This window comes from Streptomyces sp. IBSNAI002 (genome assembly GCF_052244475.1).
GTDB lineage: Bacteria > Actinomycetota > Actinomycetes > Streptomycetales > Streptomycetaceae > Streptomyces.
In genome coordinates this window covers 2,322,105-2,343,214 of record NZ_JBQPXG010000002.1, presented here as the reverse complement: position 1 = coordinate 2,343,214, position 21,110 = coordinate 2,322,105, and the positions used below count along the sequence as shown (strand labels likewise).

The 21,110-nt window shown below is 71.8% G+C and carries 15 protein-coding genes and 1 pseudogene; 4 read left to right on the top strand and 12 right to left on the bottom strand.

Annotated elements, in window-relative coordinates; genetic code table 11:
• Nucleotides 1-64: 64 nt before the first annotated feature.
• From ACTVZO_RS11405 to ACTVZO_RS11370, 8 genes are all read right to left on the bottom strand, one after another.
• Nucleotides 65-781, bottom strand: coding sequence for an ABC transporter ATP-binding protein (locus tag ACTVZO_RS11405; protein WP_443298267.1), 717 nt, complete (start codon nucleotides 779-781; stop codon nucleotides 65-67).
• Nucleotides 778-1,710 (bottom strand): ABC transporter ATP-binding protein, encoded by a 933-nt coding sequence (locus tag ACTVZO_RS11400; RefSeq protein WP_443303121.1) that lies wholly within the window; start codon nucleotides 1,708-1,710, stop codon nucleotides 778-780. The genes ACTVZO_RS11405 and ACTVZO_RS11400 overlap by 4 nt, the downstream gene beginning before the upstream one ends.
• Nucleotides 1,711-1,715: 5 nt before the next feature.
• The gene (locus ACTVZO_RS11395) at nucleotides 1,716-3,437 is read right to left on the bottom strand and encodes a branched-chain amino acid ABC transporter permease (protein WP_443303120.1); all 1,722 of its coding nucleotides are present in this window, start codon (nucleotides 3,435-3,437) and stop codon (nucleotides 1,716-1,718) included.
• A 5-nt stretch (nucleotides 3,438-3,442) separates the two neighbouring features.
• Nucleotides 3,443-4,375, bottom strand: a complete 933-nt coding sequence (locus tag ACTVZO_RS11390; protein ID WP_443298266.1) for a branched-chain amino acid ABC transporter permease — start codon at nucleotides 4,373-4,375, stop codon at nucleotides 3,443-3,445.
• 137 nt (nucleotides 4,376-4,512) lie between these two features.
• Complete coding sequence (locus tag ACTVZO_RS11385; protein ID WP_443298265.1) at nucleotides 4,513-5,748, bottom strand: branched-chain amino acid ABC transporter substrate-binding protein; 1,236 nt, start codon at nucleotides 5,746-5,748, stop codon at nucleotides 4,513-4,515.
• 541 nt (nucleotides 5,749-6,289) lie between these two features.
• Nucleotides 6,290-6,703 carry a hypothetical protein gene (locus ACTVZO_RS11380; RefSeq protein ID WP_443298264.1) on the bottom strand — a complete coding sequence of 138 codons (414 nt, stop codon included), beginning with the start codon at nucleotides 6,701-6,703 and terminating at the stop codon, nucleotides 6,290-6,292.
• Between the two features lie 232 nt (nucleotides 6,704-6,935).
• Nucleotides 6,936-7,421, bottom strand: a complete 486-nt coding sequence (locus ACTVZO_RS11375; protein WP_443298263.1) for a PaaI family thioesterase — start codon at nucleotides 7,419-7,421, stop codon at nucleotides 6,936-6,938.
• A gap of 54 nt (nucleotides 7,422-7,475) precedes the next feature.
• Nucleotides 7,476-9,746, bottom strand: coding sequence for an FdhF/YdeP family oxidoreductase (locus ACTVZO_RS11370; RefSeq protein ID WP_443298262.1), 2,271 nt, complete (start codon nucleotides 9,744-9,746; stop codon nucleotides 7,476-7,478).
• 199 nt (nucleotides 9,747-9,945) lie between these two features.
• On the opposite strand from ACTVZO_RS11370, the gene polA reads away from it, so the two are divergent.
• Nucleotides 9,946-12,669: a DNA polymerase I gene (gene polA / locus ACTVZO_RS11365; protein WP_443298261.1), complete on the top strand. Its 2,724-nt coding sequence runs from the start codon at nucleotides 9,946-9,948 to the stop codon at nucleotides 12,667-12,669.
• 38 nt (nucleotides 12,670-12,707) lie between these two features.
• Here polA and ACTVZO_RS11360 read toward each other — a convergent pair.
• Nucleotides 12,708-13,565: pseudogene (locus ACTVZO_RS11360) on the bottom strand (DUF4184 family protein).
• Nucleotides 13,566-13,712: 147 nt separating this feature from the next.
• Between ACTVZO_RS11360 and ACTVZO_RS11355 the strand changes: the two are divergent.
• On the top strand, nucleotides 13,713-15,023 hold the full coding sequence (locus tag ACTVZO_RS11355; protein ID WP_443298260.1) for a lytic transglycosylase domain-containing protein: 1,311 nt from the start codon (nucleotides 13,713-13,715) through the stop codon (nucleotides 15,021-15,023).
• A 70-nt stretch (nucleotides 15,024-15,093) separates the two neighbouring features.
• Here ACTVZO_RS11355 and ACTVZO_RS11350 read toward each other — a convergent pair whose 3' ends face one another.
• Nucleotides 15,094-15,993 carry a hypothetical protein gene (locus ACTVZO_RS11350; protein WP_443298259.1) on the bottom strand — a complete coding sequence of 300 codons (900 nt, stop codon included), beginning with the start codon at nucleotides 15,991-15,993 and terminating at the stop codon, nucleotides 15,094-15,096.
• A 251-nt stretch (nucleotides 15,994-16,244) separates the two neighbouring features.
• Here ACTVZO_RS11350 and ACTVZO_RS11345 point away from each other — a divergent pair, with 251 nt between their 5' ends.
• Together ACTVZO_RS11345 and ACTVZO_RS11340 are read left to right on the top strand one after the other, a co-directional pair.
• Nucleotides 16,245-16,385 carry an SPW_0924 family protein gene (locus ACTVZO_RS11345; RefSeq protein ID WP_361751780.1) on the top strand — a complete coding sequence of 47 codons (141 nt, stop codon included), beginning with the start codon at nucleotides 16,245-16,247 and terminating at the stop codon, nucleotides 16,383-16,385.
• Between the two features lie 14 nt (nucleotides 16,386-16,399).
• Nucleotides 16,400-17,374 carry a DUF3068 domain-containing protein gene (locus ACTVZO_RS11340; protein ID WP_443298258.1) on the top strand — a complete coding sequence of 325 codons (975 nt, stop codon included), beginning with the start codon at nucleotides 16,400-16,402 and terminating at the stop codon, nucleotides 17,372-17,374.
• Here the strand turns inward: ACTVZO_RS11340 and hrpB are convergent.
• The gene (gene hrpB / locus ACTVZO_RS11335; protein ID WP_443298257.1) at nucleotides 17,364-19,925 is read right to left on the bottom strand and encodes an ATP-dependent helicase HrpB; all 2,562 of its coding nucleotides are present in this window, start codon (nucleotides 19,923-19,925) and stop codon (nucleotides 17,364-17,366) included. The genes ACTVZO_RS11340 and hrpB overlap by 11 nt on opposite strands.
• Before the next feature lie 4 nt (nucleotides 19,926-19,929).
• Nucleotides 19,930-20,787: a class I SAM-dependent methyltransferase gene (locus ACTVZO_RS11330; RefSeq protein WP_443298256.1), complete on the bottom strand. Its 858-nt coding sequence runs from the start codon at nucleotides 20,785-20,787 to the stop codon at nucleotides 19,930-19,932.
• Nucleotides 20,788-21,110: the final 323 nt, after the last annotated feature.

Genomic DNA, 21,110 nt, shown 5'->3' with positions numbered 1-21,110 from the left:
CTGGGGTGTTGCGACGACCACTAGAACGGAAGCCCGAGGGGAGGCGGGCCTCACACGTGTGTGGTCAGTCCTCGCCGAGGTAGGCCTTGCGGACGTCCTCGTTGTGGAGGAGGTCCTGGCCGGTGCCGGAGAGCACGATCTTGCCGATTTCCATCACGTGCGCCTGGTCGGCGAGCGAGAGGGCGGCCTGGGCGTTCTGCTCGACGAGCAGGATGGTGGTGCCGGTGGCCTTGAGTTCGGCGATGGTCGCCATGATCTTCTGCATCATGAGGGGGGAGAGGCCCATGGAGGGCTCGTCCAGCATGAGCAGTTTGGGCTGGCACATGAGGGCGCGGCCCATGGCGAGCATCTGCTGTTCGCCGCCGGAGAGGGTGCCGGCGGCCTGCTTGCGGCGCTCTCCCAGGATGGGGAAGAGGTCGTAGGCGCGCTGGATGTCCTTCTCGATGCCTTCTTTGTCGGTGCGCAGGAAGGCGCCGAGCTGGAGGTTTTCGGCGATCGTCAGCCGGGGGAAGATGTGGCGTCCCTCGGGGGAGTGGGCCAGCTTCATGGAGACGATGCGGTGGGCGGGGACGCCGACGAGGGGGTGGCCGTCGAAGGTGATGCTGCCCGAGGTGGGCTTGAGGAGCCCGGAGAGGGTGCGCAGGGTGGTGGTCTTGCCGGCGCCGTTGGTGCCGACGAGGCAGACGATTTCGCCTTCGTTGACTTCGAAGGAGATTCCCTTGACGGCTTCGATCTTGCCGTAGGCGACTTTGAGGTCTTCGACCTTGAGCAGTGCGGTCATTTGGCCTCTCCTTCCGTGCTGGTGGTGCTGTCCGCGGGGCCGGCGTCGGCTGGGGCGGCGTCGGCTGCGGCTTCTGCGGCTTCGGCTTCCGCGTGGGCTTCGGCGGCTTCGACTTCGGCTACTTCTTCGTCGCCGGGGGCGCCTTCGAAGGGGGTGCCGAGGTAGGCGGCGATGACGCGTTCGTCGCCCTGGACTTCCGCGGCGGTGCCTTCGATGAGCTTTTCGCCTTGGACGAGGCAGGCGACGCGGTCGCAGAGGTTGAAGATGAAGCGCATGTCGTGCTCGATGACGAGGACGGCGATGCCCTTGTCGCGGATGGCGAAGATGAGTTCTTCGGCCGCTCGGGTTTCCTGCGGGTTCATGCCGGCGGTGGGCTCGTCCAGGAGGATGAGGCCGGGGTCGCTGGCGAGGGCGCGGGCGATTTCGAGCTTGCGCTGTTCGCCGTAGGGGAGGTTCTTGGCGAGGTGCTGGGCCTTGTGCTGGAGGCCGATGAACTCGAGGAGTTCCATGGCGCGTGCTTCGCTGGCGGCTTCGGCCTTTTTGAAGCCGGGGCCGCGCAGGAGGGCGGACCAGAGGCCTTCCTTGGTGCGGGTGTGGCGTCCGACGAGGACGTTTTCCAGCACGGTCATGTTGTGGAAGAGCCGGATGTTCTGGAAGGTGCGGGCGACGCCTGCTGCGGTGACCTTGTGGGGTGTGGGCGGCAGGACGGTGCCCTTGTAGGTGACGGTGCCTTCGGTGGGGACGTAGAGCCCGGTGAGGCAGTTGAAGAAGGTGGTCTTGCCGGCGCCGTTGGGGCCGATGAGGCCGACGATTTCGCCTGCGTTGACCTTGAGGTCGACGCCCTTGACGGCGGTGAGGCCGCCGAAGCGCATGGTGACGCCGCTGGCTTCGAGCACGGTGGTCGTGGTGGTGGTGTCTGTGGTGGTCATGTCGTTCACGCCCCCGCCTTGGCGGTGGCCAGGTCCGTGGGGGCCTGGTCAGCGGTGTCGTCGTGGTACTCGAGCTGCGCCCGCTTGTTGGCGATGAGGCCTTCGGGGCGGAAGCGCATGAGCAGGATGAGGGCGATGCCGAAGGCGAGGAGCTGGTAGTCCTGGAGGAAGGCCAGCTTCGCCGGGATGAGGAAGAGGAGTGCGGCGCCGAGGATGGGGCCGCGGATGGTGCCCATGCCGCCGAGGATGACGGCGGCGAGGAGGAACGCGGAGTTCGGCGGGACGGGTCCGGCGAAGACGTAGTTCTCGGGGACGACCGTGGTGTTGACGTGTGCCTGGACGGTGCCGGCGAGGCCGGCGAGGGTGGCTCCGAGGGCGAAGGCGATGAGCTTGACCTTGAAGCCGTTGATGCCCATGGCTTCGGCGGCGGTCTCGTCTTCGCGGATGGCGACCCAGGCGCGGCCGATGCGGCTGTTGCCGGCTCGGGCGAACACGAGGACGACCAGGGCCATGACGAGCAGCATCAGGAAGTAGTAGTTGGCGTAGGCGCCGAGGGTGATGCCGAGGACGTTGTGGGATTCCCCGAAGTTCCACCCGAAGAGTTCGAGGTGGGGGATGTTGGGGATGCCGTTGGGTCCGTTGGTGATGTCGGGGCCGGAGGTGCCGTCGAGGTTGCCCATGGCGATGCGGAAGATTTCTCCGAAGCCGAGGGTGACGATGGCGAGGTAGTCGCCGCGCAGGCGCAGGGTGGGTGCGCCGATGACCACGCCGAAGATGAGGGAGGCGAGGGCGCCGACGAGGACCGCTGCCCAGAAGGGCAGGTGGATGTCGAAGGCGGAGGCGGTGCTTCCGGAGACCAGTGCGGCTGCGTAGGCGCCGACGCCGAGGAAGGCGACGTAGCCGAGGTCGAGGAGGCCGGCGAGGCCGACGACGACGTTGAGGCCGAGGGCGACGGTCGCGAAGATCAGGATGTTGACCGCGATGAGCGTGTAGGTGTCGCCGCTCTGCTGGATGAAGGGGAAGGCGATCGCGGCCGCGGCGGTGCCGAGGAGGGTGACCTGGCGGTGCTTCGCGGTGAGGGTGCCGAGGCGGTCGAAGAGGCCGGCCTTGAGCAGGGCGAAGGCGGCGAAGCCGACGATGATCAGGTAGGTGACGAAGAGCTGCGGTTCTTTGTCATCGGTGTCGATGCCGAAGGTGATGACGTAGAGGCCGAGGGCGAAGACTCCGGTGATGAGGAGGATTTCGGCCCAGGAGGGCAGCTGCTTGGCGGGAGCCGCCTTGTGGCTGTCGTCGGGGAGCTTGTACGCGGCGAGGGCCGGGATGAGCGAGCCGGCGAGGGCGACGTAGGCGCCGGGTTCCAGGTGGACGAAGCCGCCGAGGACCACGGCGATGGAGATGACCGTGAACCAGGTGCCGGCGAAGGTGCCGAGCGCGAGGATCCAGACGGGCTTGCGGGCGCCGGTGGGGGTGAGCCAGTGCAGGCCCTTGACGCCGAGCGCGGAGAGCGCGAAGGCGGCGGTGAGGAGTCCGGCGACGAGGCTGAGGAACTGGATGGGCGCCGGGCTGCCGTAGTACGTGAGGTCGCCGGGGAATTCGGCGGTCCAGGTCCAGGCGAGGAAGGCGCTGACGACGGTCAGGAGGCTGCCGCCGATGACCGCGTAGAGGAGTGCGGCGGGGGCGGGGCCCTGCTTGGCGACGGCGGTCTGCGGGGTGGTGTTGGTGGTCATGGTTCTCACGCCCGATCCGCGACGCGCTCGCCGAGCAGGCCTTGGGGCCGCACGAGGAGGACGACGATGAGGAGTACGAACGCCCAGACGTTGGACCAGGCTCCACCGCCGAGCTGCTGCATGCCGGGGATCTCTTCGATGTAGGCGATCGAGAGGGCTTCGGCGAGTCCGAGGACGACGCCGCCGACCATGGCGCCGTAGATGTTGCCGATGCCTCCGAGGACTGCGGCGGTGAAGGCCTTCAGTCCGAGGATGAAGCCCATTTCGAAGTTGATCTGGCCCTTGTCGAGGCCGTAGGCGACGGCGGCGACGGCTGCGAACGCGGCACCGATGGCGAAGGCCATGACGATGATGCGGTCGGTGTTGATGCCCATGAGCTTGGCGGTGTCGGGGTCCTGCGCGGTGGCCTGCATGGCGCGGCCGCTGCGGCTCTTGGAGACGAAGACGCCGAGGGCGAGCATGCAGAGCGGGGCGAGGATGAGGACGAAGAGGTCCGCGCGCTGGATGGCCAGGCTGTCGGTGATCTTGAAGGCTGCTCCCTTGAACTCGGGGAAGCTGACGGCCTTCTTGGCGTCCGGGTAGAACTGCCAGACAAGCTGCTGGAGCGCGATCGAGAGGCCGATTGCGGTGATGAGCGGGGCGAGCCTTGGTGCGCTGCGCAGGGGGCGGTAGGCGAAGCGTTCGGCTGCGGTGGCGACGAGGACCGAGGCGAGTGCGCCTCCGACGATCATGATGGGTATCGCGATCAGCAGGGAGGTGCCGGTCGGGAGGATGGCGTAGGCGGTGAGCGCGCCGAAGCCGCCGATCATGAAGATCTCGCCGTGGGCGAAGTTGATGAGCTGGACGATGCCGTAGACCATGGTGTACCCGATGGCTATGAGGCCATAAAGGGCACCGAGGGCAAGGCCGTTGGCCAGCTGTTGCGGCAGTTCGTGCACCGCAGGGCCTCCGATGAGCGTGTCGGATAAGACTCCGCGCGAGGGCGCTGTTTGCGCCCTCGCGCGGTGGGTTTCTTTGAGGGGGTCGGGCCGTCGGTGTGGACCGGTCCGGGGTCCCGGCTAGCGGGACGGGGGGTTTACTGGTTGAAGGTGTCGCTCTTGACGTCGATCCACTTGCCGCCCTCGACCTTGTAGACCGTGAGCTGCTTGTTGGTGGTGTCGCCGTACTGGTCGAAGGCGACCTTGCCGGTCACGCCCTCGAAGGAGACCTTGCCGAGAGCCTCGACGACCTTGGCGCGGGCGTCGGTGGGCAGCTTGCCGCCGTTGGCGGCGACGGCGGCCTTGACGGCCTGGATGACGGCCCAGCCGGCGTCGTAGGAGTAGCCACCGTAGGCGGCGTACGGGTCCTTGTAGCCGGCGGCCTTGTAGTCCTCGATGAACTGCTTGGCCGTGGGGAGCTTCTCGACGGGGTAGCCGATGGAGGTGGAGAGGTCACCCTCGTTGGCCTCGCCGGAGGCGCTGATGAAGGCGGGGTCCTGGATGCCGTCGCCGCCCATGAGGGGGATGTTGGCGCCGGTCTTCTTGATCTGGTCGGCGAGCAGGCCGCCCTCGGGGTACTGGCCGCCGAAGTAGACGGAGTCGGCGCCGGAGGACTTGACCTTGTCGGCGGTGGAGGAGAAGTCGGTCTCCTTCACGGTGACGTGGTCGGTGCCGACGACCTCGCCGCCGAGCTTCTTGAACTCGTCGGAGAAGATGGCGGCCAGGCCGGCGCCGTAGGTCTGCTTGTCGTCGACGACGAAGACCTTCTTCTTGCCGGCGTCCTTGAAGAGGTACTGGGCGGCGAACTTGCCCTGGACCACGTCGGTGGCGGCGGTGCGGAAGTACGTCGGGAAGGGGCGCTTGAATTCGCCCTTGCCCCAGTTGTCGCCCTGGCTGAGCGAGGGGTTGGTGTTGGCCGGGGAGACCTGGGCCAGGTTCGCCGAGGCGAAGACGCCCTGCATCTGCTGGGCGACACCGGAGTTCAGGGGGCCGACGACACCGAGGACTTCCTTGTTGCCGACGAGCTTGGTGGCGTTGGCCTGACCGGAGGCGGGGACCGCCTGGTCGTCGAGGGCCTCGACCTTGAACTCGATTCCGGGGACCTCGTTGTTCTTGTTGGCCGTCTTGGCGGCGAGGTCGACGGAGTTCTTGATGCCCTGGCCGAGGGCGGAGAGCGAGCCGGTGAGGGGAGCGTCCACGCCGATGACGACGACGGTCTTCTTGCCGTCGGACGTGTCCCCGGGCTTCGCCTCGTCGCGCGATCCGCAGGCGGTGAGGGTCAGTGCTCCCGTGGTGATCACGGTGGTGAGGACGAGCAAAGAACGGTGTCGCACGATTCTTCCTTTCCCTGGCGCGGCTCCCTCTGTGAGGTGCCGTTCGGTCGCCGGGCCGCACTGGGATGTACAGCGGCCGTGCTGGTCGCGCCCAGCGGCGCGGTGACTGGCCGTGACTCTAGGCCCGAGGTGGCGAACACGGGGAGCGGAGAAAGGAGGATGTGACGCTCTTGTTATGCCAAGGCCAAGAATGCGTGGTGGGAGTGTGGACAGAACGGGCATTTACCGGCGTCGTGGAATGTCCGCATCCTGAGAAACACCTGCTCCCCTAAGGGGCTTGAGGCCTTCATGCACCTGTCTTAGATCAAATTCGGCCGAATGTGGCAGCGCGTGTCCGAAGGAATCCAGTGGGTGGCCATTCCCAGGGGAAAAGGGGGATTCGATACGGCATGGTCATTACGGAGCGTGATCGATTGCGGTGATCCACTAGGGTTGGATCGATCTTGGTCCGGAGTCGAAACGGGCCTTCACCTGCGGTTCGGCGAAACCGCTCCCGGTGCCCGGAAGCCGGACAGCGCGCCCGGGAATGCGGTGACCCGGGTCACGTCGGAGGGCGCCAGTTCTCGGAGCTCCGCGTCGCACCGTCCTGCTCGGCGCAGCGCTGCGCCACGAACCGGTCGATCAGCTCAAGTGCCTTGTCCCGACCGGCAGTTCGCTCCTCGGCGCGGCCTGCGGCCACGGCGTCCTCGTGGATCGCGTACTGGTCGTTGGACAGCCCCTTCTGCTCCCAGTCCAGACCGGACCACTTGGTGCCCAGGAGGGTCTCCTTCGCCCAGTACGACACCAGGCTGGTGCAGATCTGCGCGGGCGAGGAGGCGTCGGGTGCGGGGCTCGGCGGGGCTGCCGTGGGGGGCGGGGTGGAAGGTGTGCATCCGGTCAGGGTGCCGGTCAGGGTGAGCGCCGCGAGGAGGGTGGTGGCGGCGTACCGGACCGTGGAGCGTGGCGGGGTCCCCATGAGGGGAAGGTAGGCGGTCACCATTGGTGACACAACAGATGAGGGTGGAGCAGGTGTGGACTGGCGGATTCCGGGCGGGTGCCGGGCCGTCGGGGGCCGTCGGGGGCGCGGGGCAACGGGCGCAGGCCCGGACCTGCCGCCCGTGGGGGCGGGGGTCCGGGCCTGCGGAGGGTCCGTGGGCGCGGCCGGGCGTGGCCGGGCGCGGCCGGGTGGCGGCGGCCGGTGGCCGGGGTCAGGCTCCGGAGGGGGCCTGGCCGCCGGCCGGGTCGGCGTCGCGCAGCAGGCAGGTGAGGCGGGCGGTGCACACGCGCCGGTCCTGCTCGTCGCTGATCACGATCTCGTAGGTGGTGGTGGAGCGGCCCCGGTGCACGGGGGTGGCGACGCCGGTGACCAGGCCGGAGCGCACTCCGCGGTGGTGGGTGCAGTTCAGGTCCACGCCGACGGCGATCTTGGTGATGCCGCCGTGCATCATGGCGCCGACGGAGCCGAGGGTCTCGGCGAGCACGGCGGAGGCCCCGCCGTGCAGCAGCCCGTACGGCTGGGTGTTGCCCTCGACGGGCATCGTGGCCACGACGCGCTCGGCCGAGGCCTCCAGGATCCTGATGTCCATGCGCTCGCCGAGGTGGCCCGCCGAGAAGAGCGAGGGCAGGTCGATGCCCAGGGCCGCGTACTCGTCGAGGACTTCCTGCGGGAACTTCACTGCGTGCTGCTCGCCCATGGGCCGGCTCCGTTCGTCAACGATCGTTAACCATCTTGTCCTGAGGTCGTTCTATCAGGCCGGTTCGAAGCGGATGACGACGGACTTGCTCGCCGGGGTGTTGCTGGTGTCCGCGGTGGAGTCGAGCGGGACCAGCACGTTCGTCTCGGGGTAGTACGCGGCCGCGCAACCGCGGGCCGTCGGGTAGTGCACGACGCGGAAGCCCGGGGCGCGCCGCTCGACGCCGTCCTTCCACTCGCCGACCAGGTCCGTGTAGGCGCCGTCGGCCAGGCCCAGCTCGGCGGCGTCCTCGGGGTTGACCAGCACGACGCGGCGGCCGCCGGTGATCCCGCGGTAGCGGTCGTCGAGCCCGTAGATCGTGGTGTTGTACTGGTCGTGGCTGCGCAGGGTCTGCAGGAGCAGCCGGCCCGCGGGGACCTCGGGGTACTCCACCGGCGCGGCGGTGAAGTTGGCCTTGCCGGTCTTCGTGGGGAAGCGGCGCTCGTCGCGCGGGGCGTGCGGGAGCCGGAAGCCGTCCGGGCGGGCCGCGCGGGCGTTGAAGTCCTCGAAGCCGGGGACCACCCGGGAGATCCGGTCGCGGATGGCGGCGTAGTCCCGCTCGAACTCCTCCCACGGGGTCGCGGAGGCCTCCCCGAGCACGGCGCGGGCCATGCGGGCCACGATGGCCGGCTCGGAGAGCAGGTGCGGGCCCGCGGGGGTGAGGTTGCCGCGGGAGGCGTGGACCATGCCCATGGAGTCCTCGACGGTCACGAACTGCTTTCCGCCGGCCTGGACGTCCTTGTCGGTCCGGCCGAGGGTGGGCAGGATCAGCGCGCGCCTGCCGGTGACCGCGTGGGAGCGGTTGAGCTTGGTGGAGACGTGCACGGTCAGGGCGGCGCGGCGGATCGCGGCCTCGGTGACCCCGGTGTCGGGGGTGGCGCCGACGAAGTTGCCGCCCATGGCGAAGAGGACCTTGGCCTCGCCGTCGCGCAGGGCCTGGATGGAGCGGACGACGTCGAAGCCGTGGTGGCGGGGCGAGGTGATCGCGAACTCGCGGTCGAGGGCGTCGAGGAAGGCGGGTGCGGGCCGCTCGAAGATCCCCATGGTGCGGTCGCCCTGGACGTTGGAGTGGCCGCGGACGGGGCAGACGCCCGCGCCGGGGCGGCCGATGTCGCCGCGCAGCAGGAGCAGGTTGACGACCTCGCGGATGGTGGCGACGGCGTGCTTGTGCTGGGTCAGGCCCATGGCCCAGCAGACGATGGTGCGCCGGGAGGCCAGGATCATGGCGAGGGCGCGCTCGATCTCGGGCCGCGTCAGGCCGGTGGCGGTGAGGGTCTCGGCCCAGTCCGCCTCCTTGGCGGCGGCGGCGAACTCCTCGTAGCCGTGGGTGTGTTCGCGGATGAAGGCCTCGTCGGTGGCGCCGTCCGCCTCGATGACGAGTTTGTTCAGGAGGCGGAAGAGGGCCTGGTCGCCGCCTATGCGGATCTGCAGGAAGAGGTCGTTGAGGGCCGTGCCCCGGAGCATGCCGAGGGGGGTCTGGGGGTTCTTGAACCGCTCCATTCCGGCTTCGGGCAGCGGGTTCACCGAGATGATCTTCGCGCCGGAGGCCTTGGCCTGCTCCAGTGCGGAGAGCATGCGCGGGTGGTTGGTGCCCGGGTTCTGCCCGGCCACGATGATCAGCTCGGCCTGGTGGAGGTCTTCGAGGGAGACGCTGCCCTTGCCGATGCCTATGGTCTCGTTGAGCGCGGAGCCCGAGGACTCGTGGCACATGTTGGAGCAGTCGGGCAGGTTGTTGGTGCCGAACTCGCGGGCGAAGAGCTGGAAGAGGAACGCGGCCTCGTTGCTGGTGCGGCCCGAGGTGTAGAAGAGGGCCTCGTCGGGGGAGGCGAGGGCGCGCAGCTCCTCCGCGATGATCGCGAAGGCCCGCTCCCAGCCGACCGGCTCGTACCGGTCGGCGCCTTCGGCGAGGTACATCGGCTGCGTGATGCGGCCCTGCTGCCCCAGCCAGTAGCCGGAGCGGGTCTCCAGGTCGGCGAGCGGGTGCGTGGCGAAGAACTCCGGGGTGACCCGGCGCAGCGTGGCCTCCTCCGCGACGGCCTTGGCGCCGTTCTCGCAGAATTCGGCGGTGTGCCGCTTGCCCCCCTCGGGCCAGGCGCAGCCGGGGCAGTCGAAGCCGTCCTTCTGGTTGACCTTGAGCAGGGTGCGGGCGGTACGGGCCAGCCCCATCTGCTGCTGCGCGATCTTCAGGGTGTGGCCGATGGCGGGGAGACCCGCGGCCGCGTGCAGGGGCGGCGCGACCTGCGGTGCGTCCTGGACCGGATCACCTGCGGGCGGCTTGGTGGCCATGGCGCTCCCCTTCGAGCGTACGTACGGATGCAGCACGGGTGGCCGCGTCCTTCGATCCTTGCACGGACCACGGAACGAGGGGAGGGTGGTCTGGTGCACACGGTGCCGTGGGCGTGTGCGCCGGAGCGTCCGGTGGGGCGGATGCGCCGGGGGAGGCGGCGGGCCGGAATTGTCGGTGGGGGCGCCTAGGATCGGGGGCGTGGCAGAGACAGCATCGAAGAAGACGGACCAGACGACCGCAGCGGACCGCCCCCGCCTGATGCTCATGGACGGGCACTCCCTGGCGTACCGGGCGTTCTTCGCGCTGCCCGCGGAGAACTTCACGACCGCGACCGGCCAGCCGACCAACGCCATCTACGGCTTCGCGTCGATGCTGGCGAACACGCTGCGCGACGAGGCGCCCACGCACTTCGCGGTGGCGTTCGACGTATCGCGCAAGACGTGGCGCTCGACGGAGTTCCCCGAGTACAAGGCGAACCGCTCCAAGACCCCCGACGAGTTCAAGGGGCAGGTCGAGCTGATCGGCGAGCTGCTCGACGCGATGCACGTGCCGCGGTTCGCCGTCGACGGCTTCGAGGCCGACGACGTGATCGCGACGCTGGCGACGCAGGCGGAGGCGCTGGGCTTCGACGTGCTGATCGTCACCGGTGACCGGGACTCCTTCCAGCTGGTCTCCGAGCACACCACCGTGCTGTACCCGACCAAGGGCGTCTCCGAGCTGACCCGGTTCACGCCGGAGAAGGTCGAGGAGAAGTACGGCCTCACGCCCCAGCAGTATCCGGACTTCGCGGCGCTGCGCGGAGACCCGTCCGACAACCTGCCGGGCATCCCGGGCGTCGGTGAGAAGACCGCTGCCAAGTGGATCACCCAGTTCGGGTCGTTCGCGGAGCTCGTCGAGCGTGCCGAGGAGGTCAAGGGCAAGGCCGGGCAGAACTTCCGGGACCACCTGGAGGCCGTCAAGCTCAACCGGGTCCTGACCGAGATGGTCAAGGACGTGGAGCTGCCCAAGACCCCGGCCGACCTGGCCCGCGTGCCGTACGACCGGTCCGCGCTGACCGGCGTGCTGGACGTGCTGGAGATCCGCAACGCCTCGCTGCGGGAGCGGCTGCTGGCCGTGGACCCGGGCGCGGCCGAGGAGCAGGCCCCCGCTCCGGCCGCGGCCGGGGTGGAGCTGGACGGGAGCGTGCTGGGCGCGGGCGAGCTCGCGCCGTGGCTGGAGGCCCGTGCGGGCGTACCGCTGGGCATCTCCACCGTGGACAGCTGGGCGCTGGGGCAGGGCAACGTCAGCGAGATCGCGCTGGCCGCGGCCGACGGGGCGGCGGCCTGGTTCGAGCCGTCCGGGCTGGACGAGGCCGACGACCGGGCCTTCGCGGCCTGGGCGGCGGACGCGGCGAAGCCGAAGGTGGTGCACAACGCCAAGGGTCTGATGCGGGTCTTCCCCGAGCACGGCTGGAGCCTGGCCGGCGTCACCATGGACACCGCGCTCGCCGCCTACCTGGTCAAGCCTGGCCGCCGCTCCTTCGCCCTGGACGTGCTGTCCAACGAGTACCTGCACCGGGAGCTGGCGCCGGCCGCGGCCGACGGGCAGCTGGCCTTCGGTGCCGACGAGACCGCCGAGGCGGAGGCGCTGATGGCGCAGGCCCGCGCCGTCCTGGACCTGGGCGAGGCCTTCACCGGCAAGCTCGCCGAGGTGGGAGCGGTCGGGCTGTTCCACGACATGGAGCTGCCGACGTCCGAGCTGCTGGCCCGGATGGAGCGGTTCGGCATCGCCGCCGACCGCGACCACCTGGAGGCCATGGAGCAGCAGTTCGCCGGAGCGGTGCAGCAGGCGGTGAAGGAGGCGCACGCGGCGGTCGGCCACGAGTTCAACCTCGGCTCGCCCAAGCAGCTCCAGGAGGTCTTCTTCGGCGAGCTGGACCTGCCCAAGACGAAGAAGACCAAGACCGGCTACACCACGGACGCGGACGCGCTGGCCTGGCTGGCCACGCAGACCGACCACGAACTGCCGGTGATCATGCTGCGTCACCGGGAGCAGGCCAAGCTGCGCGTCACCGTCGAGGGCCTGGTCAAGACCATCGCCGCCGACGGCCGGGTGCACACCAGCTTCAGCCAGACCGTCGCCGCGACCGGCCGGCTGTCCTCGACCGACCCCAACCTGCAGAACGTGCCGGTGCGCACCGACGAGGGCCGTGCGATCCGCCGCGGTTTTGTCGTCGGCGAGGGCTTCGAGTCGCTGATGACCGCCGACTACAGCCAGATCGAGCTGCGGGTGATGGCCCACCTCTCCGAGGACGAGGGCCTGATCGAGGCGTTCCTGTCGGGTGAGGACCTGCACACCACCGTCGCCTCCCAGGTGTTCGGCGTGGAGCGGTCGCAGGTCGACGCCGAGATGCGCCGCAAGATCAAGGCCATGTCGTACGGGCTCGCGTACGGGCTGTCCGCCTTCGGGCTCGCCCAGCAGCTGAACATCGAGCCCGCCGAGGCGCGCGGGCTGATGGATACCTTCTTCGAGCGGTTCGGCGGGGTCCGCGACTACCTCGGGCGCGTCGTGGACGAGGCCCGCGCCACCGGCTACACGGCGACGGTCTTCGGCCGCCGCCGCTACCTGCCCGACCTGGGCAGCGACAACCGCCAGCGCCGCGAGGCCGCCGAGCGGATGGCGCTCAACGCCCCGATCCAGGGCACCGCCGCCGACATCGTCAAGGTCGCGATGCTGCGCGTGGACAAGGCGGTCGCGCAGGCCGGGCTGAAGTCGCGGATGCTGCTCCAGGTCCACGACGAAATCGTGCTGGAGATCGCCCCGGGCGAGCGGGAGCGGGTGGAGGAGCTGGTGCGCCGCGAGATGGGCGCCGCCGTCGAGCTCCGCGCCCCGCTGGACGTGTCCGTGGGCGTCGGCTCCGACTGGGAGTCCGCCGCGCACTGACCCGCCCGGCCCGGCCGGTCTTCGGGCGCCCGTCCCCGCTACGCGGTGGGGACGGGCGTTCGCGCGTCCTGGCGGGCCGGGGGACCGGTGCGGTCGCCGCGGTGCCGGACCCGTACGAGGACCCCGTACAGCAGCAGGGCCACGGTGAGGCCGCCGCCCGCCCCGAAGCAGACCGTGGGGATGATGTCGAGCGGCGTACGGATCCGGTCGAAGAAGGTGTAGAAGCGGATCACGCGCACCGTGACCCCCGCCGCCACGCACACCACCAGCAGGGACAGCGCGCAGTGGACCTCGGCGCGGGTCAGCACCGGTACGGACGCGGGGACCGGGCAGGGCGGCAGCCGGCGCAGCGCGGTCGCCGCGAACCAGCCGATCGCGCAGGCGGCGACCGCCGAACTCCCGTACTGGAGGTACGAGTAGAGCGGCAGGCCGAAGGCGAGGGGCTCACCGAGCGCGGGCAGGGCGTTCGTCCCCCAGCGGTCCAGGTGCGTGAAGCTGTCTCACACCACGTGCGTGAGGGACCCGGCGACCGCCGAGAGGTAGAACCAGAGGGCGAGCGGGAGCATTCGGCGCCCCCGCCACCGCTCACCGCGCGCGAACGCGTGCACCCGGCCCCGCCAGGCACGCGGCAGGAGCGCGATGAGCGGCTCGCGCAGCAGCAGCCAGAACGCGACGAGGGCGGCCGTCAGCGCGGCGTCCGCGGTGAGCACGCCCGGCAGGGAGTGCGTGAACGCCCCGTACGGCATGACCCCTTCGACGACCGCGTCGGCGAAGTAGAACGTGTCCGGCGCGAACGATCCCAGGACCAGCGCCGAGGCGACCAGCGGCCCCCGCGCCCGCCCGGTACGGCGGACGGCCGGAAGGACGGCGGCCGCATGGCTGAGCGTGAACGGCATGGCACCTCTCCTGGGTCTTCTCGGTCCGGCCAGTATGCGCGACCTGCCCGGGACGTGGGGATGTGGTGAATTCCACCCCGCTGTGCGTGCCCTGTGCAGGGAGTTGACGTAGGGTCACGCGGACGTCGAGGGGGAGGGGTCCGGCTCATGTCGGCTCGAATATTCGGACGCAGGCTGCGCAGGGGCGCCGCGGCAGCCCTGGTCTCCGCGCTGGTGGTCGCCGCGGTGACCGCTTCCCAGGGGCCGGCCGGCGGCCGGGAGGAGCGGACCTCCGCGGCCGGGGAGGGCGCCGTACAGCCCCTCCCGGACAGCACGACCGGAGGCGACGGCTCCTATTTCACCGAACTCCCGCCGCTCGTGAGCCCCGGACCGCCCGCCGTGGTGCTGCCGGACGGACAGCCGCCGGCCGCCCCCGCCGAGGAGGCGGCGGCCGGGACGGTCCCCGCCGCCGGGGGCGCGGCCGTGGCCGTGGGCGCGGGCGAGGGCGCGCAGGGGATACCCGCGAGCGTGCTCGCCGCGTACCTGCGGGCGGAGAAGGCGGTGGGGGAGAGCGACGCCCGCTGCGGGCTGCGCTGGCAGCTGCTCGCGGCGATCGGCAAGGTCGAGTCGGGGCAGGCGCGCGGCGGTCAGGTGGACGCGTCCGGCACCACGCTGCGGCCGATCCTCGGCCCCGTGCTCGACGGCAACGGCTTCGCGAACATCCGGGACACGGATGGCGGGGCGTACGACGGGGACGCCCGCTACGACCGGGCGGTCGGCCCGATGCAGTTCATCCCCTCCACGTGGGCGGCGTGGGGGCAGGACGCGGACGGGGACGGCCGGCGCGACCCGAACAATGTGTACGACGCGGCCCTCGCGGCCGGGCGGTACCTGTGCGCGGGCACCCGGGACCTGCGGGTGGAGGCGGACCTGGACCGGGCCGTGCTCTCGTACAACCACTCCACGGCGTACCTGCGGACGGTGCGGTCCTGGTTCACGTACTACCTCAAGGGCACGCACGAGGTCCCGGACGCGACCGGCACACCCGCACCGGCGACGACCCCGCCGAAGCCGACGCCGACGCCGAAGCCGACGCCGCCCCCGACCCCGAAGCCCACCCCTTCGCCGACCCCGACCCCGACTCCGGATCCGAAGCCGACGCCCACGCCCAGCCCGACGCCGACCCCGGACCCGAAGCCGACCCCCACACCCAGCCCGACGCCCACCCCGACCCCGACCCCGACCCCCACTCCGACTCCGGACCCGGAGCCGACGCCCTCCCCTTCGCCGACGCCCACCCCGACCCCCACCCCGACGCGTGCGCCGAGTCCGAGTCCGACCGCGACGGCCACCGCGACCGCGAAGCCCGCACCCGAGCCGTCCGCCTCCGCCTCCGCCTCCGCCTCCGCCTCCGCCTCCGCCTCGGCCTCGGCGCCGGGCGCACCGGCCCCGTCCCCCACGCCGGAGGCGACTCCGTAGCGCGCGGCGACGGCCCGCCGGAGGACCGGCGGGCCGTCGCGGAGCCCGTGGGGGTGACGACCGGCGCGGGCTACGGCGCCGGAACGAGGAGCTCCGCCTGGAGCTGCGGAGCCACGCCCACGGCGTTGGCCCCGAACAGCGCGTCGGAGTTGGCCGGGTTGCCGGTGCGCTGGAACGCGTGCAGGGAGATCACGTCACCGGCGTTCAGCTGCCGGATCATGGACACCGTCTGCGAGGCGGCCCCGGTGGCGGGGAGGGCCGCGGTGTCCTGCACGTCGAGCGCGGTCAGGTTGTTGTTGACCTGGATCTGCAGGCTCCGGTCCGCCGTCGGGTGCGGGGTGTACGCCAGCAGGATCCGGCCCGAGACGAGGTAGCGCCCGGGGGTGTGGACCACCAGCGTCGAGTTCATCGAGTCGAACATCGAGTCCGTGTCGTACACGACCGTGTCGAAGAGGATCTTGGTGAGGGTGTTGGTGGGGATGGCCTGGTCGTTGTTGGCCTGGACGCTCGCGGCGATGTTGACCGTGGGCCCGGGAGGGCCCGAGGGCCCGGCAGAGCCGGAAGGCCCGGGCGGACCCGAAGGCCCGGCGGGACCCGAAGGCCCGGCGGCACCGGACGGTCCGGGCGGGCCGCTGGGGCCGATCTCGCCGGGCGGACCGCTGGGGCCGGGAGGACCGGGCGGGCCACTGGGCCCGGGGCGGCCCTGCGGACCGCGCGGTCCCCTCTTGCAGTCGCCCTTGACCATGTCGGTGCGAGGGCCCTTCTCGCACTTGTCGCCCTTGTCGCCGCCGCCCGCGGGGCCGGACAGGCTGACGCGGCCGCCGGCCTCCTGGGCCGCCGACGCGTTCGCGACGGTCATCAACCCGGATGCCAGGATCAGGGCGAGCGAGGCGACCGCGCCGCCGGCCATCCATCTGCCTCGACGGGACCGCGGCCCCAGCCGCGCCCCCGTTCTCTTCTCGGGACTCATCTGCGTGCTCCTCGAGGTCATGGGGACCGCGCCGCGATCCCGGGAGGAGCATGACCGGCCGGGGACGGAAGTGACCTCACGCTCCGTCATGACGCGCTGACTATAGGTAGTTCAGACCAGTCCCCCGTGCGGCCGACGTCCGCCCCGCCCGCGCGAACCTTCCAGGCCGGGGCGCCAGACGGTTCTCATCTGGCCCCCGCGTTGCTACGGTGCCTCCGCCCTGACGCCCTATCAGATTCCGGAGGCCCGGCATGCGCGCATTCATCGCCGCCGCCAGCGGGCTCGTCCTCGCGGTGCTCCTCGTCCTCGCCGTCACGGCGCTCGGGGCGCCCGAAGGCAAGACCTCCCCCAAGCCCCTGCTCACCACCGCGCCCCCCGCGCCCGGAAAGTAGAGGAGGGCCCGGCCATGCGACGCAGAGCGAGCCTTGTCCTGCTGGCCCTCGCCGTGTTCTGCGCGGCGCTCTCACCCCTGCTGCGCTGGTACGCGTACCCGCGGCTCGCCAAGATCCCGCCGAACCAGTACCAGGAGATGGTCCTGGAGGCGAAGGACGCGACCCTCCTCGACTACTTCAACGGCATGCAGCCCAAGAAGGTCGACAAGGTCACCATCGTCCAGACCCTCAAGGGCAACGTCGAGGCCTCGAAGGAGATCGAGGCCAGCGCCGGCAAGGACGTCGTCGTCTGGGACACGCTGACGCACATCATGGACCCCGAGGGGAAGATGGTCTCCCAGATCCCCGAGCGCTACATCTTCGACGCCCACACCCAGGACCCGGTGCACGCCACCGGCGAGATGGTCGACGGGGACGCGGTCAAACGCGAGGGCATCGAGTTCAAGTGGCCGTTCTTCACCGAGCCGCGCGACTACCTGTACTTCGACGCGCAGACCCGCACCTCCTCGCCGATCCACTACGTCGGCCCGCGCAGGTACCGGGGCATGGAGGTCTACTACTTCGAGCAGACCGTCCCGTGGACCAAGGTCTCCATGCCGAAGAAGATGCCGATCGAGGGCATCGACCCGGCGACGATCGAGGAGACCACCGGCACCACCCTCTGGTACACGACGAAGGCGATGTTCTGGGTGGACCCGGTCACCGGGGCCCCCGTCAACGCCGAGCAGGAGATCAGGCAGGAGATGCGCGGCGGGATCGCGGCGGGCGGCCCCGACGGCAAGCTCACCGCCTTCGCCGGGCACGTGAAGATGCGCGAGGACTACGCCCGGTACACGCTCGACCTGGTCGCCTCCAACCGTACGAAGGTCCTCGCCCTGCACACCTACGCCCCGATCGGCCTGGCCGCCGGCGCGCTGCTCTTCCTCGGGCTCGCGCTGTGGCTGGAGGCGAGGAGCCGGCGGGGCCCGCGGGAGGAGCTCAGCGCCTGAGCCGCGCGGTGGTGTGCCGGGTGGGCTCGGCGGTGGCCGGGTCCTCGGGCCACGGGTGCTTGGGGTAGCGGCCGCGCAGCTCGGCGCGGACGGCCCGGTAGCCGCCCTGCCAGAACGAGGCGAGGTCGGCGGTGACCGCGGCGGGCCGGCCGGCGGGCGACAGCAGGTGGACGAGTACGGGCACCCCCGCCACCCTGGGGGTCTCGGCCAGCCCGAACAGCTCCTGGAGTTTGACGGCCAGCACCGGCTGCCCGTGCTCCGCCGAGTAGTCGACCCGGATCCGCGATCCGCTGGGCACCTCGAGCCGTTCCGGAGCCAGCTCGTCCAGCCGGGCGGCCTCACCGGTGGCCCAGGGCAGAAGCCGCCGCAGGGCCTGACCCGCGTCGATCCGCCCCAGGTCCGCCCGGCGCCGGGCCCGCGACAGCTCGGGCTCCAGCCAGTCGTCGGCACGGTCCAGCAGGGCTCCGTCGTCCGCCACATCGGGCCAGGCGCCGCCGAGCGTCCGGTGCAGGAACCCCAGCCGGGCCCGCAGCCCTTCCGCGTCCGCGGACCAGCGCAGCAGGCCGAGCCCCTCCGCGCGGAGCCCGTCGAGCAGGGCGGCCCGTACGAGGGCCGGGCCGGGGTCGCGCAGAGGGCGGGCGGCGAGCTCGATGGCCCCGAGCCGGTGCGCCGAGCGGGCGACGAGGTCCCCGCCCTCCCAGCGCACCTCGTCCCCCTCGGTCCGCAGATGGGCGGCGGCGGCCAGCGCGGTGTCCTCGTCGATGACGGCGGCGAGCCGGATCCTCGCGGAGGCGGCGTGCGGGGGCCTGTCGGCGACGGCCACGGCCAGCCACGGCGCGTCGCGCAGGCCCGAGCCCTCACCGAGCTCCGCCCCGGTCCCGGAGGCCATGAGGAACGCCCCCGCCCCCTTGGCGCGGGCGACCCGCTCGGGGAAGGCCAGGGCTGCGATCAGGCCGGCGGCGGCGTCGTCGGGACTCCGCCCCGCGCCCGGCGCCTCCATCGCCGGCGGGGCGGTCGCAGCCCCGGTCCCGGTTCCGGAGGTGCGCCCCGCAGGGGCGAGGGCGCGCTCCAGACGGGTGGCCTCCGCGCGCCAGCGGGACGCGTAGGCGTCGCCGCCCCGGCGGGCGGTCCGCCAGGCCGCGGCCAGATCGTCCCCGTACTCCCGCGGCGGCTCCTCGCTCAGCAGCGCCACCACCTCCGCCGCGCGCCGTGCCCCGACGGCCGCGGCGCCGTCCAGCAGGGCCCGCGCCAGCCGCGGGTGCAGGCCCAGCCGGGCCATCCGCAGCCCGCGCGCGGTGGGCCGCCCCGACGCGTCGACCGCGCCGACCGCCACCAGCACCTCCCGCGCCGCGGCCATCGCCCCGGCCGGCGGCGGGTCCAGCAGCGCCAGGCCGACCGCGTCCGGATCGCCCCAGCACGCCGCCTGCAGCGCGAACTGCGCCAGGTCCGCGATACGGATCTCAGGCGCCGGGAAGGCGGGGAGGCGGATGTCCTCCGCCTCCGTCCAGCAGCGGTACACCGCACCCGGCGCCTCGCGCCCGGCCCGGCCCGCCCGCTGGCGCCCGGCCGCGCGCGAGGCCCGTACGGTCGCCAGCGCGCCCAGCCCGCGCGCATGGTCCACCCGCGGTTCGCGGGCCAGTCCGGAGTCCACCACCACGCGCACCCCGGGCACGGTCAGGCTCGACTCCGCGACGGCCGTCGCCAGGATCACCCGGCGGTGGTCCGACGCCGTCAGCGCCGCTTCCTGCACCGCGGCCGCCGCCCGCCCGTGCACCTGGAGGACCTCCGCGTCCACGCCGCCCAGCTGCCCGGCGACCCGGGCGATCTCCCCGACGCCGGGCAGGAAGCACAGGACGTCGCCGGAACGTTCCGCCAGCGCCCGCCGCACCACCGAGGCCACGTGCGCCAGCTGCGCCGGATCCACCCGCATGCCGTGCGGGGGCTTCACCGGCCGGGCCGGCGGCGCCCACACCGTCTCCACGGGGTACGAGACCCCCGCGGCCTCCACCACCGGCGCGTCCCCCAGCAGCCGGGACCAGCCCGCCGCGTCGGTCGTCGCCGAAGCCGCCACCAGCCGCAGCTCCGGGCGCAGGGTTTCCCGTACGTCCAGGAGGAAGGCGGCGACGGTGTCGGCGTCCAGGTGCCGCTCGTGGCACTCGTCCAGGACCACCAGGTCCACGCCGGACAGCTCCTGGTCCCGCTGGAGCCGCTGCAGCAGCACGCCGGTGGTGACCACCTCCACCACCGTCGAGTGGCCCGCCACCCGCTCCCCGCGCACCGTGAAGCCCACGGAGCCGCCCACCGGCTCGCCCAGCAGCCACGCCATCCGCCGTGCCGCCGCCCGGGCGGCGATCCGGCGCGGTTCGGCCACCACGACCCGCCGCCGGGGCCCGCCACCCACCAGCCCCGCCAGCACCAGCGGTACCAGCGTGGTCTTGCCTGTGCCGGGCGGGGCGCAGAGCACGGCCGTGCCGTGGCCGTCCAGCGCCGAGACGAGCGCGGGCACGGCATCGCGTACGGGAAGGGCGTCGAGGGCGGACCGGCGGATCAAGGGATCAGTCCCTCTCGCATACGAAGACCGCGGTGCCCGGGATCAGGTTGCCGCGCAGCGGGGACCAGCCGCCCCACTCCTGGCTGTTCCACTCCGGCCACTCCGGCTCGACCAGGTCGACCAGGCGGAAGCCGCCCGCCACCACGTCGCGGACCCGGTCGCCGATCGTGCGGTGGTGCTCCACGTACACGGCGCGGCCCTGCTCGTCCTGCTCCACGTACGGGGTGCGGTCGAAGTAGGAGGCGGAGACCGACAGCCCCTCGGGGCCGGGCTCGTCGGGGAAGGCCCAGCGGATGGGGTGGGTGACGGAGAAGACCCAGCGGCCGCCGGGGCGCAGGACGCGGCGCACCTCGCGCATGACGTTCACCGGGTCGGCGACGAAGGGGACGGCGCCGTAGGCGGAGCAGACCAGATCGAAGGAGGCGTCGCGGAAGGGCAGCCGTCCGGCGTCGGCCTCGACCAGGGGGATGCCGTCGCCGATGCGCAGGGCGTGCTGGAGCTGGCGGTGGGAGAGGTCGAGGGCGACCGGGCGGGCGCCCTGGGCGGCGAGCCAGCGCGAGCACTGGGCGGCGCCGGCGCCGATCTCCAGGACGTCCTTGTCCTTGAGGGAGGCGGCGGGGCCGAGGAGGGCCGCGTCCGCCTCGTCGAGTCCCTCGGGGCCCCATACGAAGCGGTCGTCGCCGAGGAAGGAGCCGTGTTCGCTCTGGTACTCGTCGGCGTTGCGGTCCCACCAGCCGCGGCTGGCCCGGCTGCTCTCCGCTTCGTCCGCGTCACGCCGGGTGGCCTCGGAGTCGTCGGAGACGTCACCGGACAGCGGATCGGCGTCGTACGCGTCTTCGGGGGCGTAGTCCTCTTGGTTCATGGGGCCCGTCGTCGTAGTCTGCGAATGTCTGTGGATGTCTGTGGATGTCCGCGGGCCTCGGGGTGTCCGCGGGTCCCGCGGCCGTCCGTGGCTCGCCGCGGAAAGTGACGGGGAAGCCTCATCAGCGCCTCCCCGCCCACGAATTGTGCCGGTTGTGCGGCGATCCGCCGGGGGTGTCCGCCTTCGCGCATTGACCGTGTCCGGCTGCCCCCGTATGCTACAAGTTGCGCTGCGAGCCTGTGCTCCTCAGACCTAGCAGGCTGCGCTTGCATCTGTTGATGTCCCCTCGGTTTTCGAGGCCCCGCCGCTCTTCGCGGATTGGG